This window comes from Taibaiella chishuiensis, assembly GCF_003014535.1.
Classification (GTDB): Bacteria; Bacteroidota; Bacteroidia; order Chitinophagales; family Chitinophagaceae; genus Taibaiella; species Taibaiella chishuiensis.
The window spans coordinates 147,840-161,605 of sequence record NZ_PYGD01000002.1 but is presented as its reverse complement, the minus strand read 5'-3'; the positions used below and the strand labels follow the sequence as shown (position 1 = coordinate 161,605).

Here is a 13,766-nt window from a genome sequence, read left to right as displayed (position 1 = left end):
GGAGTAGCCTTAATTATACGTTAATAATCAAAGAGTTAAATTAACGCCACAGAGCGTCGGCGCATTAACACAAAGATAATCTTGGGCTAATATTCATTTACCTGTTACAGATACCGGTTTTTCAGGGAAACACCCGGAAAAAGCCGGTTTATCCCGTTGCCGTTTGTATTTTTAGGAGGTCCGAATCGTATTTATCTATGTTGTCTTACCCCGGTTACTTTATAAAACAGGTTTTGTTATTAGTCCTTCTTACAATTACTGCCGGTATGCAGCTTGCAGCCCAGGAACAAAAAAGTATCAGCACGGGGCGCGCCCGCTGGTCGGCAGATACGGCAATGATCAGCGCTTACATAAGGCGCGCCGACAGCCTGCAGACCCTGGTGGATACCGATAGTCTTTTTGTGCTGTATCAGGAGGCCTCCAAATTATCGCGGCAGATCGGGTACGACCGGGCAACGGTATATACCTTATGTAAAATGGGCGATATCTATTTCAATCATAAAAAGAAATTCACACAGAGTAAGCTCACCCTGTACCAGGCCCTACCCAGCCTGCCCCGTTTAAGTTTTAAAGACCAGCAACGCTTTGTTCCGATGACATATAACCTGCTGGCCAATGCCCTGTACATGAACGGGCAAAACGACTCTGCCATCCATTATTATTCGCTTGCCTTAAATGCCATGAAGAATATGGCGGTGGACAATCCCAAAATGCTGGTCGAGATCTATGGCAATATGGGCGCGGTGCTTTCGGCTTCCCGTCAATATACCAAAGGCATCGAGTACCTGAAGAAGGCCCTGGTTTCGCCGGGGGTAGACAGCAGCGACCTCGCTAAGAACTATGGCAACCTGGGGGCATTGTACGCCAATTTCCTGAACGACATGGACAGCGCCACTTACTGGTGGCAACATGCAATAACCATCTATAAAGCCCGCTCCGCTAAAAAAGAGCTGCAGAGCATCTACGCCAATATCGGCACGGGCTGGGTATTGCCCGCACACCAGGATATCGATAAGGCGCAGCGTTATTTCGACAGCGCCATAGCTACCGACCCTACGGCCATAAACAGCAATATCACACTGATACAAGGTTTATGCGGCACCAACTATTACCGGGGCAATTATGGCGAAGCCATCCGTTATGCGCTACAGTCGCTCGATATCGCAACCGTCAACGGCGACCGTGAAAAGGAACAGTATGCCTATTGGGCACTCTCCTACAGTTACGCACACCTTGGCGACACCCAGAAAGCGCATCAATACCAACGAAGACTTTCCTTCCTGGAAGATAGCCTGCACGATGAAAAGATCATGAAGTCGATCAGCGAATCGGAATCGAAATACCGTTTGTTTGAAAAGAATAATGAATTGGCCGAGAACAAAGCCAGGTTATACCGCCAGCGGCTCTGGCTTACGGCCAGCCTGGGCGGGGGTATTATCCTGGCCGGGGCCTTGCTCGGCATCATCTTTTACGCCCGGCAACGACAGCGATTACAGGCAGGCAGGCTCCGGAATATGGAACAGCAACAGCAGATAGACCAGCTCCGTGTAAAAATGGAAGCCGAGGAAAATGAACGGGCGCGTATTGCCCGTGAATTACATGATGGCCTGGGCGTACTGTTGTCGGCGGCAAAGATCAATCACCACCTGCTGGGCAAGACAGCGTCCACTGACCTGAGCCACAACACCGCCTACCGGGAAAGCGGCGAGATCATTACGCAGATCTATGGCGAGCTGCGCTCGGTAACGCAAAACCTGATACCCGACTATATTGCGCATAAAAGTCTCGAGGATGCCTTATCGGTACTGATCGCCAAAGTAGATGCCCCCGGCTTCAGGGTCGGGTTGCAGGCCTACGGCGAGCGTCGGGAGATCCACCCCGAAATCAGCTTTGCGATCTACAGGGCTATCGAAGAAATCGTAAACAATGCCATTAAACATTCCGGGGGCACGGAACTGATGATCCAATTACTGTATCACAACGACCAGCTTCACATTACGACAGAAGATGATGGAAAAGGATTTGATGCTCAGAAAAATTACCTGGGTATGGGCCTGAACAACATTACCAGGAGGATCGAAAAAACGGGCGGTTACATCACGCTATCCGCCATGCAGGGAAAAGGCACGATGTATAGTATGGAGATTCCGTATTAAACCGTTATTTTCATGCCATGGATAACATGTCAACGGTCACTATCGCTTTGCTGGACGACCACCCGGTATTGGTCAGGGGATTGAAAAATATGCTGGAAAGCATTGCCTGGCTTAACGTAACCGGCGCGTACAACAGCGTATCGGAGTGCCTCACAGACTTCGCTCAGAAAAACCTGCCGCAAATACTACTGATGGATGTATTTATGCCGGATAAAAACGGGGAGGAGCTGGCGGTTATCATAAAGCGGAATTACCCGGAAGTGGCCCTGATCGCATTCACCAACCTCGAACAGCGTTACTATATCAACTCGCTCCTGGCCAAAGGCGTATCGGGTTATGTTATCAAAAGCAGCTCGGAGGATATCCTGGTCGAAGCCATACGCACGGTTGCCGCAGGCGGTATCTATTTTGACCCGCTGATCGAACCGCAGGCCATGGAAGCCATCAAGATAAAAAAATCGGATGCCGCCGGCAAACTGGTGCTGACACCCCGCGAGAAGGAGATCCTGAAACTGCTGGCAGACAACTGCAGCAGCAGCGAGATCGCCGAAAAATTATATATCTCCAAAAGAACCGTCGACTTCCACCGCGCCAACCTGCTGCTTAAGTTCGATGTGAAGAACAGCATCGCTTTGGTGAAGAAGGCCATCGAATTAAGAGGCAGCCTGTAATCAGCATAAGATGCCACCCTGTTTCGCTTAGAAAAGAATATCCAGGTCTACGGCCGAAAAGTAACGCGGGCTGTAACCCGGGCTGAGTAAGGCTCCCAACCTGAGCTTAAGCGGTAATAAATATTGCAGCGGCAGGCGCAGCCAGATCGGCATATTGTAGTAATTGAGGTTAAAAAGCGAAGCAAACTGTATACCGGCCGAGGGCGTAAAAATAAACCTGGCTTTACGATCCGAGAACTGCAGGCCGGCTTCCGCATAACTATACAGACCAACAAATTTCCGGTCGCTTACCCAGTAGTCGTAGTTACTGCGGATACCGAGCTTTACATATCGCGCATCGGTTTTACCCTGCTGAACCTCTTCAGCATCATATTGCACCCAACTGTAACTTACCGTATAACCATGCCAGTAATCCAGCATTCCTTTTTTACCGCCTTTACTGTTATAGGCAAACCTCCTGCTGAAATTGCCGGCGTTGACCCGAAAGTCCAGTCCCCGGTAATACCGGTCTTCCATGGGCCCGATAGTCGATAACACCAGCGAATTGGCCACCCTGCTGCGTACAAAATTGCGATGCTGCAAAGGCAGGGTCGCTTTCCGGATGCCGGCCGTATCGGCGCCGCCCCCCGGATGTAACGCAGGGTTGGTTGTCCCGGCATGATAAGGAACAGGAACCAGTGCCAGAGCAGGGATGTGATCAAGCAGGAACTGCGGCTGCCGGCGCGGGTCTGCAGGGATGCTGCATACAAAAGGGATATAACCCGGGTTGACATAGGCCATGTCAAAGGCATTACGGATATCGATCAGCGACCGGTATACCGCTTCGATCACCCGTTCGGCCTCCGGCGTATAAGGGTTATAGCGGATTTCATCCAGGCTTTGCTTTTGCTGCCAGGCATGATGCGACACATTGAATTGCCCGTCGCCGTAAGCATGCCATACTTCGCCCTTGCTGTTCGTCACCGTACACCCATGTTCGCAATAGAAGTCGTGCAGGGCTTTGTTATTGGTAAAGGATGCCAGCACACTCCGGTTCACCACCAGGTGTCCTGCGGCAAAGGCGTCTTCCAGGAAATGATCGGCAAAGGCATTAAAAAGCAGGGCATAAAACAGGCGTGTCCGCGCTTCTGCGCTCCTGCCCTGCCTTGCCAGGCTTCCGCCTTGCTCTGCCAGGTCCATGGCCACACCATGCAGGGTTACATACATATTGATAGCATTAGTCCGGTCCAGTTTTTTAAAGATACCCGCAACCAGGCCGGGGCTTTGGCACAGCCGGATCAGGGCCGTATCGAAATGCCGCAGTTGCTGCGCCATGGTTTTATTGTACTCATAAAAATGGGAAAGGTTTGACGCGGCAAACAGGGCATAGCGGATATCCAGTTTAGCCAGTTTACCATCCGGCGCCGCTGTGTATCCCAGTTCCAGGTATTGGTTATGTAAAGCGATAATTTTATGGATCACCGATTTGCTGTTGCGTATCTGTTCTTCCAACAACAAGGGGTTGCTTTCATGATCGCCGCTGAGTGCGTTTAAAACGCCGTAGGTGATGGCTGTATTCCCCGCAGCGAAGCCGGTGAGTACATAATCGTATTCCGCCACTTTTTCAAAATCCATATAAGCCGGCAGTGCCTGGTTACCAGCCTGCAAACCGGCGATAAAACGGGCAAAGGCCCTATCGCCTATCGCTTTATGCTCACCGTAGTTATAAGCCGCAGCTTGCATTGTATACAACAGGAAGAGTAGCGTAAAGAGTTGAAGTTTCATGGCATCCGGGTTAAGCCCCATCGCCGGCAGCACCGGCAGGCATTCCTGCAAAACTATCCGGCACGCTTACACATTGCCCGCATTTTATAGCAATGCCGGTACTTTTTATACCAAAGGCCTGATACCGCCTGCCAAAATGGTTTCCGCCCGTCAATACGCCCACATACCCACTACAGGAGCAAAGTAGGCGACAGCTGTCATTTGGTATAAAGGGGAAACGCTTTAGTATAATACCGGCAGGCCCATATGCAGGCCAGGATTACTTTTGAGCATTATCCATTCCCGTAAAACAGCCAGGTCATGATCAGGAAAATCCTGCACACCCTCTTATCCATATCCGGTTTCGTACCGGAGCATAGTAACCTGCCCCGCACCGTACTGATGCTGGCCTCCTTCTTATTCTCGGTATATATATTACCCCAGTACCGGTCGCTGCCCTATGCCCTGCTTTACTTTACGGGCAGCACTGTTCTGTATATCGGCATTGTGTATACGGTATTATCGCCGAAGGGGTTCCGTTTAAACCTAATCAACAAATTCGGCGAAGAGCAAGCCTACCTGTACTATGAAGGCGTCCTGGGTTTCGCGTTCTTTCACAACGGTATTTCGTTGAGCCATATTTCGCAAAGCACCGCAAACCTGTACTGGTGGGACATTATCCCTCATGCCCTGCTCCTGACTCTTTCGGTGCTCCTGTTTATTGCGGGCTTCGCCACCAAAATATGGGCGGCTTATATAGCCGGCATCCCGGTCTATTATTATAAGGATATGTTTTTGGGACGGAAAATTTCTAATTTCGTGGTCAAGGGGCCCTATCGCTTTTTAAGCAATCCCATGTACGGAGTAGGACAGCTGCAGGTATACGCTATCGCGATCTATTATCATTCCGTTTACGGGCTTTTATTCGGGTTGCTCAACCAGGCGCTGGTATTTTCGTATTATTACCTGCTGGAAAAGCCTTTTATCTGCCGTACTTATCTTCAGCCGGGCCTGCAGGTACAAGGGCGGCTACAGGGAGAACGGCAGCAGTAACCCTTACCCAATTTATACCTTGTCTTTATGGACCAGATCGATAGCGGGATCGCTAAGGATATCCGGGGCAACCGCCTGCTTCACTTTTTCCTGAGCCCTGAGCGCAGGCTGCACAGGCATGTATTGTGCCTGGCCTTAATCGCCTTTATGGTACTCAGAAGCCACAACGAGGAATACACCGCAACCGGCGCAGCCCTTATGAAAACCGTGCTGCTGGCCTGGTTGACGGCCCTGCCTTATATCAATATGTACTGGCTCGTACCCCGTTTTTTATTCAAACGCAGGTACCTGGCTTACCTGGCGCTGGTCTTCAGTATTACACTGTCTTCATTTTTCCTGGTATTTGAAGGCGGGAAGCGGCTGATAGCGCCCTATCATATCGGTCCGGAGCGGACAGAAACACTAACGCTGGAATCTGTTTTCTCCTTCCTTTTTGCATTCAGCGTTCTTATGGCGGCATCGACCAGCATCAAGCTGTTTCAACGCTGGATCCTGGATTCTTACCGGTTCCGGCAACTGGAAAACAGCCGGCTGCATTCGGAGCTGGACCAGCTCAAAAGCCAGATCACACCACATTTCCTGTTCAACATGCTCAACAATACGCATGTATTGATCCAAAAGGATCCTGCACTTGCCTCCGAAGTCATTTTAAAATTATCCGACCTGTTGCGTTACCAGTTATACGACAGCACCCGCGACCGGGTATTGCTCCGCGCCGATATCCGGTTCCTGGACGACTTCCTGAACCTGGAAAAGATCCGCAGGGATTTCTTTCAATTTACCATCGCGGAGATAGGGGTAAAGGAGGATACCGTTGTCCCACCTTTTATATTTATCAGCTTTGTAGAGAACGCAGTAAAACACGGTGCGGGCATAGACGGAGACTTCTATGTGCACCTGAAATTCGAAGCCCGGAACAACCGGCTGTTTTTCTCCTGCGAAAACTCGAAGCCTTCGCCTATGGCCACTTCCGGCCCGCAAAAGGGAGGGCTGGGCCTGATCAATGTAAAACGAAGACTGGACCTTATCTACCCGGGGAACTATAAACTCGACATCCGGGAAAATGAGCAGCGCTACCTGATCACGTTAAGCACACCGTTATGAACTGTATTATTGTTGACGATGAACCATTGGCGCGGGAAGGTATCCGCCTCCTGATGTCGGACATACCGGAACTGGAATTAAAAGGAAGTTTCAACAATGTAACTGCTGCCCTGGCCTTTCTTGCGCTTAACCCGGTCGACCTTGTTTTCCTCGATATCGAAATGCCGGGTCGCAATGGCCTGGAATTCGCTGCTGCCGCATCCCGCAAGACATTGGTCATTTTCATCACCGCTTATGCCGAATTTGCAGTCGACGCCTACGAGGTCGACGCTATCGATTATATCGTCAAACCCGTTCGCCAGCAACGGTTTCAGAAAGCGGTGCAAAAGGCCATCGATTACCATGCTTTACTCCAGGTCGATCCGGGTTGTATTATCGAATCGGTAGCGGCAGATTTTATGTTCATCAAAGCCGACCGTAAATATTACAAAATCTTCTTCCAGGACATCCGGTTTATAGAAGGCCTCAAGGATTATGTGGTACTGTATGTGGAAGATAAAAAAATCATCACGGCGATGAATATTAAAACAATACACGAACAATTGCCCAGGAACATTTTTGCCCGTATCAGTAAATCCTACCTTATCAATATCCGCCACCTCACTGCATTCGATAACAATACCGTGTTTATCGGCCAGCAGGAAATACCCATCGGCAATACCTACCGCACTTTTTTCTTCGAGGAATTTATTAAAAACAAGTTATTAAGCAGGTAGAAGGAACGCGGAGTCTAAACAGGCAACGCCAAAGTATCATCACACTATCAACAGTAAGAGCCAATAGGTCCGGAATATTGCGTAGTCCAACCAGGATGCGAACCAAGGGTCCCCTGATTATGAGTCAGGTACTCTTAAGATCAGCAGCAATGCCCGCACTCCCATCTTTGATGGTAAGGCAAGATACTGCTTTTTACTGATTACTACGTACGGGCCCAGGCGTTCAGGTACAAGCCGCAGCAAGCGCAGCAACTTCGTTTAATGCGGCAGGCGATCACGGAACCTACCATATACCCAGGTGCCGGCAATAGCGCTCAGCAGCGTAACGATAACCACTGTAGCGCCGGTACCGATCTGGGCAAATAAAGGACCCGGGCAAGCCCCGGTCAATGCCCAACCCAGGCCAAAGATGAGGCCGCCGACAACCTGGCCTTTATGAAACGTTTTAACCGGGAAAGTGATCGGCTCGCCATAAATGGTCCTGATCCTGTATTTTTTAATCAGTGCTACCGAGACCATACCCACCGCTACGGCACTGCCGATAACGCCGTACATATGAAAAGACTGGAATCTGAACATCTCCTGGATCCGGAACCAGCTGATCACTTCAGATTTTACGAAGAGGATACCAAACAGGATACCTATAACCAGGTATTTGAGCTGGTGATACCAGCGGTGCTGCAAGCGGCTTTCGTTGACGCATAGCGCATCCAGGGAACGGACTTCAAAATCGGTGTTGACGGGTTGTTGCATAGTTGTGTAATTAAAGGGAAAGCAGGAAAGGGAGTACCAGGTTGGCCATAAGAAAACCACCGGCCATAAAGCAGATCGTGGCAACCAGCGAAGGTAGCTGCAGGGTGGACAAGCCCATAATAGCATGCCCGCTGGTACAGCCCCCTGCATAACGGGCGCCGAAGCCCACCAGGAAACCACCGGCAACCATCACCAGGAAGCCTCTAAGCGTAAGAAGACTATGCCAACTGAAGATATCCTGCGGCACAAGATGGGTATAGTCGTTAATGCCGTATTGGCTCAGTTCGGCAGCCAGTGCGGGATTCAGGGCAACAGGACCGGGATTGGATAAAAAGGCAGCCGCTATAATTCCTCCCAGGAAAATACCGGCTACGAACAGCAGGTTCCAGGCCTCTTTCTTCCAGGCATACTTAAAGAAGGGAATATTAGCCGGGATACAGGCGGCGCATATATGACGCAGGGAAGAGCTGATGCCAAATGATTTATTACCCAGGATCAACAGCGCAGGTACGGTTAAGCCGATCAGGGGGCCTGCCACATACCAGGGCCAGGGTTGTTTCAGAAAGTCGGTCATAAAGGATAAGTTTAAAATATTTATGGAAAAAGCTATGATGCTGTGTGCGCACGGGCGGCAAGCCATTCGTTCATGCCGCCGGAATAATTTTTCACCTGCTCAAAACCATTTCTTTTGAGGATGGAATAAGCAAGCGCCGAGCGGTCGCCGCCCTGGCAGTAGATCACGACAGGTTGATCTTCAGGAATCGTATCCAGGTTATCGGCTAAAGTACCCACAAAGCAGTTTATAGCCCCATCGATATGCCCCGCTTTATACTCGCTTACGCCCCTTACATCGATTAATTGTACACCCGGTTTGCTCATAAGTTGCTGCAACTCCTCCGTTCCGATGAGGTCGGCAACCTGCAGTTCCAGACCGGCTTCACGCGGATCGGTGATGTAACCGTAAGCACGGTCCAGGCCTATGCGCATCAACTTGCGCGACAGGTCTTCCAGTTGGTCTTCAGCCGCGATCAACATAAACGGCTCTTCACCATCCAGCATCCAACCGGCCCAGGTGGCAAAGGCATTATTGCCTTGTATATGCAGACTGCCCGGCAGGAAGCCTTTTGCAACCTCGGTCTTGTTACGGGTATCGATCACCCTGGCGCCCTTTTGATACGAACGAAGCATTTGCTGCTTCGACAATTCCGGGTATACCGGCACTTCAATACATAGAGCCCGTTTTACTTTATTCAGCTGTTTCATCCGGGCAAAATATTTAGGCGGCTCCGGCTGGTCTTCCAGCAGATCGTCGACAAACTGCTGCTCCTTGTCGCCGTAGCCGAATGCCCAGTTCCTGATCTTTTCATAACCCACCGTAGAGCCGGGAACCGCTCCCAGGGCCTTACCGCAAGCCGAGCCCGCGCCGTGTCCCGGCCATACCTGCACATAATCCGGCAGGGCCGCGAACTGCTCCAGGGAACGGAACAGTTGCCGGGCGCCGGCCTCTTTAGTACCGGCAAAGCCGGCAGCCGTCTCCAGCAGGTCGGGACGGCCTACATCGCCCACGAATACGAAGTCACCCGTAAAGATCATGACCGGCGCATCCGTTGCCGGCTTATCGGTAAGCAGCAAACTGATACTCTCCGGTGTATGACCGGGCGTATGCAAAACCTCCAGGGACAGGTTACCGACATTTATAACACTACCCGCTTTCAGGCCGATGTGTGGAAATTCATATTGCCAGGCATCGCCCCCTTCATCCGACAAATACATTGCAGCACCGGTTACAGCTGCGAGCTCCTGCGAGCCGCATAAAAAGTCGGCATGAATATGCGTCTCCGTAACATGCGTAATACGCAGGTTATTTTGCTTTGCGATATCGAGATAGGTATCGACATCGCGTTTGGCATCGATTACGATGGCCTCGCCGGTTGTCTGGCAACCCAGCAGGTAACTACCCTGTGCCAGGCTCTTGTCATAAATGTGTTGAAAAAACATACCATATTTTTTTGAACAGATAAAACGAATCTGGTTCCTGCAAATATCAACCATAACGGGTAAGCGTACCGCTACTTTAGTTACAGAAGGATTTAGTGCAGCAGGATTTCGCGGAGTAGGATATAGGTACCCATTACCAGCACAAACCAGCCAAATGCTGGCTTAAGCCTGTTGCCATCGATCTTTGCAGCAAGGAAGGTGCCCATTAGTATGCCCAGGATAGCAAGTCCCGAAACAGTCGCCAGCAAAGGCCATTGCAGCTGCGCACTGCGCATAGAAAACATAAAACCCGCCAGGGAGTTGATCGTAATGATCAGCAGCGAAGTACCCACTGCACGTTTCATAGGCATCTTCAGCCAGTTAACCAGCGCAGGGATGACCAGGAAACCGCCGCCGGCGCCGATCAGCCCTGTAACAACACCCACCAGCCCGCCTTGCATCAAAACCAGGGCATAGTTAATCTTACCAGGCCCCGGTGCCGCAACAGGCGGCCTTTTCCGGATCATACTATAGGCAGCCCCGATCATCACCAGGGCAAAAAAGAGCATGAGCAGGGTATCTTTATCCAGTACCCAGCCGGATACGCGGCATACCTGTTGCGGAATGGCAGGCAGGATGTAATTACGGGTAACCCATACGGCAGCCAGGGAGGGCATACCGAAGCTGAAAGCCATTTTCAGGTCGACCAGTTTTTTACGGGAATAAGCAAGCGCACCGGTTGCACTGCTAAGACCCACAACAAACAGGGAATAGGTTGTTGCAGCAACGGCATCGATACCCAACAGGTAGACCAATACCGGCAGGGTTAAAATACTGCCCCCGCCACCAATAAGGCCAAGGGATACACCGATCAATACGGCAGCGAGATAACCAGCTATGTTCATGTTGTTTTTGAATGGACAGGCAAAGCTCCGCCAATGTCAAAAACTAAACCGCTACTTTGGTTACAGAAGAACGATCTTATTCCTGCCCAGCTGCAGGACGCCGCTTTCCTCGAGTTGTTTTAACAGCCTGGATACCACGACACGCGCCGTTCCCAGCTCGTTGGCCAGCTGCTCATGCGTAACTGCAACCGTATCCGATTGTACCAATTCCGCTTTTTTTCGCAACAGGGTCAAAAGCCGCTCATCTACTTTTTTAAAAGCAATGGCATTAATGATCTCCAAAAGTTCCTCAAAGCGCTTATGATACAAACGAAAGATATAATCCAGCCATTGCGGATACTCCCTGATCAATAAAGGCACCTTATCGATAGGCAGGAAAAGGATTTCCGCATCTTCTTCTACTTCCGCATTGACCTTACTCTTCCCGTTATGCATACCGCCCAGGAAAGACATGATGCAGCTTTCGCCCGCTTTGATATAATACAAAAGAATTTCCCGGCCATCTTCTTCCGTCCGGATCACTTTCAGTGTGCCGCTGATCACGATTGGTATGGCGCGGATATGTGCCTGTTCGCTCAGGATAACCGTGCCCGCTTTATATTCTTTTACAATGCTGTTATCATACAACGCTTTTACCAGGCTGGCAGGTAAAGACAGGATCTCGTGTTGTTGTTCCATAGAAAGGCAATTAATTGGGGCATCACAATTGCAGACCCAAACATACAGATAAAGATTCGTACCGGCAGTACATTCCTACTATTACCCCCCGGCATAAACGCCGTAAAGCCGCGCCGGGACTGCTGTTTAACAGAAATTACAAAACGATCCCATAAGATATAAAACGGCCGGCACAGGGCTTTGGTTTGGCGTTTTCTTTTGATTTTCTTACCTTTGCACAGAATTACCGGATTATCGCCTGAGGCTTTGAGCTTATGCTCCATCTAAACAGCCGATGATAATTCATTAACCACGGGCCCTGCCCTTTTTGTTCAGCACGATTTCGCTGACGACTTACAACACAGAACGTCAAGGCCTGATTTCTATCGGTAGCCTTATTGTACATCACTCCGACAGGAGCAAAATTGCTATTCATGTTATCCATTAAAGTGCACAGCCCTCAGAACCCGCCCACCAACGCGGAAATCGAGGAAGCGATCTCCTTTCTTTTTACCCAACTCGATGAATTCGGCGACCCGGCTTCAGACATCCGGAAGGCCGTACAATATGCATTGCGCTCGCATTCCAATACGCCCGGCGGGCTTGTTATCCTCTCCCGTAACGATGCCGAATTAACCGGTGTAGTCGTAACCAATAAGACCGGCATGCAGGGTTATATCCCCGACAACATTCTTGTATATATCGCCACCCATAAGGCATACCGGGGACAAGGCATTGGCCGGCAGCTGATGACCGAAGCCATCGGCGCTTCGGAGGGCGACATGGCCTTACATGTCGAATCCAATAACCCGGCACTGAGACTCTACGAAAGCCTCGGCTTTACGAACAAGTACCTTGAAATGCGTTTGAAAAAATAATCTATCCATGGCCTTTATAACTTTAAATAAACATAAACTACGTGAAAACTATATCAGTCTCGACAACCTCTTTACAAGCCGGGATATAGAATGGTCGGTTGTAGCAAAAGTGTTTTGCGGCAACCCGGAGTACCTCGATGTACTGGTGCAATTAGGTATCGGGCAAATTTGCGATAGCCGGATCAGCAACCTGGAAATGATCAAAAAACTAAGCCCGGAGATCGAAACGGTATTTATAAAACCGCCCGCAAAGCGGAATGTAGCCCGCATCGTCGCGTTTGCGGATGTTAGTTTCAATACAGAGCTGGAAACGATCCGCATGCTTTCCGATGAAGCATTGCGACAGGACAAAATTCATAAGATTGTTATTATGCTGGAACTGGGCGAATTACGGGAAGGCGTGCTGCGGGAGCAATTCGTCGATTTTTATGCCAGTGTTTTTAAGCTTCCGAATATACAGGTGGCCGGTATCGGCACCAATTTAACCTGTATGTACGGCGTACTGCCCAACCATGACAAGCTGCTGCAGCTCTGCCTGTACAAGCAACTCATCGAAGCCAAATTCAACAAAGTGATCCCATATATATCCGGTGGCGCTTCGGTAACCATTCCCCTGATCCATAAAGACCTGTTGCCTGCCGGCATCAACCATTTCCGTGTAGGCGAAACCCTCTTCTTAGGTACCGATGTTTACCACAGCAAGCCTTTCCCGCATATGCACAACGATGTATTCAGGCTGTATGCGGAAATTATAGAACTGAATGAAAAGCCGGCCATACCGATGGGCGAGCTGGGGCAGAACCTGACCGGCCATACCGTTTCTTTCGAGGGCGTACCACCCGGAAGCGTATCCTACAGGGCAATTGTCGACATCGGCCTGCTGGATGTAGAGGATGGTCATATCAGGCCTATCGCCGATGATATGCAGATCGTAGGCGCCAGTTCGGACATGATCGTGGTTGATATAGGCGATAATGCCGCAGGACTACGGGTAGGCAGTCTTATAGAATTTGGCATGGACTATATGGGCCTGCTGCGCATTATGAACTCCGACTATGTGGATAAGCGTTTTGAGGAGACCACTCCCCGGCGCCTGGAAGCAGCGCCCAACCACGCCGAATTGTCCTTTGCTCATTGATAATCCTTAAAGGCC

Annotated in this window: 13 protein-coding genes; 7 read left to right on the top strand and 6 right to left on the bottom strand. The window is 50.2% G+C overall.

The annotated features are described in order from the left end of the window. Nucleotides 1-266 precede the first annotated feature (266 nt). Together B0I18_RS08140 and B0I18_RS08135 are read left to right on the top strand one after the other, a co-directional pair. Nucleotides 267-2,156 (top strand): tetratricopeptide repeat-containing sensor histidine kinase, encoded by a 1,890-nt coding sequence (locus B0I18_RS08140; RefSeq protein WP_181358380.1) that lies wholly within the window; start codon nucleotides 267-269, stop codon nucleotides 2,154-2,156. Nucleotides 2,157-2,173: 17 nt separating this feature from the next. After that, nucleotides 2,174-2,827, top strand: coding sequence for a response regulator (locus tag B0I18_RS08135; protein ID WP_106522193.1), 654 nt, complete (start codon nucleotides 2,174-2,176; stop codon nucleotides 2,825-2,827). A 27-nt stretch (nucleotides 2,828-2,854) separates the two neighbouring features. Here B0I18_RS08135 and B0I18_RS08130 read toward each other — a convergent pair whose 3' ends face one another. Then, nucleotides 2,855-4,591: a hypothetical protein gene (locus B0I18_RS08130; protein ID WP_106522192.1), complete on the bottom strand. Its 1,737-nt coding sequence runs from the start codon at nucleotides 4,589-4,591 to the stop codon at nucleotides 2,855-2,857. 300 nt (nucleotides 4,592-4,891) lie between these two features. Between B0I18_RS08130 and B0I18_RS08120 the strand changes: the two genes are divergently transcribed. The 3 genes from B0I18_RS08120 to B0I18_RS08110 are packed head-to-tail and all read left to right on the top strand — an operon-like array spanning nucleotide 4,892 to nucleotide 7,443. After that, nucleotides 4,892-5,623: a methyltransferase gene (locus B0I18_RS08120; RefSeq protein WP_106522190.1), complete on the top strand. Its 732-nt coding sequence runs from the start codon at nucleotides 4,892-4,894 to the stop codon at nucleotides 5,621-5,623. A 27-nt stretch (nucleotides 5,624-5,650) separates the two neighbouring features. Beyond that, on the top strand, nucleotides 5,651-6,727 hold the full coding sequence (locus B0I18_RS08115) for a sensor histidine kinase (protein WP_106522189.1): 1,077 nt from the start codon (nucleotides 5,651-5,653) through the stop codon (nucleotides 6,725-6,727). Continuing rightward, a complete protein-coding gene (locus B0I18_RS08110) occupies nucleotides 6,724-7,443 on the top strand; it encodes a LytR/AlgR family response regulator transcription factor (RefSeq protein WP_106522188.1) in 720 nt (239 codons plus the stop codon). Before B0I18_RS08115 ends, B0I18_RS08110 begins: the two co-directional genes overlap by 4 nt. 258 nt (nucleotides 7,444-7,701) lie before the next feature. Here B0I18_RS08110 and B0I18_RS08105 read toward each other — a convergent pair whose 3' ends face one another. The 5 genes from B0I18_RS08105 to B0I18_RS08085 form a co-directional block, all read right to left on the bottom strand. Then, nucleotides 7,702-8,196 (bottom strand): DUF6691 family protein, encoded by a 495-nt coding sequence (locus tag B0I18_RS08105; RefSeq protein WP_106522187.1) that lies wholly within the window; start codon nucleotides 8,194-8,196, stop codon nucleotides 7,702-7,704. Between the two features lie 10 nt (nucleotides 8,197-8,206). Beyond that, a complete protein-coding gene (locus B0I18_RS08100; protein ID WP_281257988.1) occupies nucleotides 8,207-8,836 on the bottom strand; it encodes a YeeE/YedE family protein in 630 nt (209 codons plus the stop codon). Beyond that, entirely contained in the window at nucleotides 8,803-10,194 is a 1,392-nt protein-coding gene (locus B0I18_RS08095; protein ID WP_106522185.1) for an MBL fold metallo-hydrolase, read from the bottom strand. Before B0I18_RS08095 ends, B0I18_RS08100 begins: the two co-directional genes overlap by 34 nt. Before the next feature lie 92 nt (nucleotides 10,195-10,286). Then, a complete protein-coding gene (locus B0I18_RS08090) occupies nucleotides 10,287-11,078 on the bottom strand; it encodes a sulfite exporter TauE/SafE family protein (protein WP_106522184.1) in 792 nt (263 codons plus the stop codon). A gap of 60 nt (nucleotides 11,079-11,138) precedes the next feature. After that, complete coding sequence (locus tag B0I18_RS08085; RefSeq protein ID WP_106522183.1) at nucleotides 11,139-11,756, bottom strand: Crp/Fnr family transcriptional regulator; 618 nt, start codon at nucleotides 11,754-11,756, stop codon at nucleotides 11,139-11,141. A 413-nt stretch (nucleotides 11,757-12,169) separates the two neighbouring features. Here B0I18_RS08085 and B0I18_RS08080 point away from each other — a divergent pair, with 413 nt between their 5' ends. Next, nucleotides 12,170-12,613: a GNAT family N-acetyltransferase gene (locus B0I18_RS08080; protein ID WP_106522182.1), complete on the top strand. Its 444-nt coding sequence runs from the start codon at nucleotides 12,170-12,172 to the stop codon at nucleotides 12,611-12,613. Nucleotides 12,614-12,620: 7 nt separating this feature from the next. Then, the gene (locus B0I18_RS08075) at nucleotides 12,621-13,751 is read left to right on the top strand and encodes an alanine racemase (protein WP_106522181.1); all 1,131 of its coding nucleotides are present in this window, start codon (nucleotides 12,621-12,623) and stop codon (nucleotides 13,749-13,751) included. The last annotated feature ends 15 nt before the right edge of the window (nucleotides 13,752-13,766 follow it).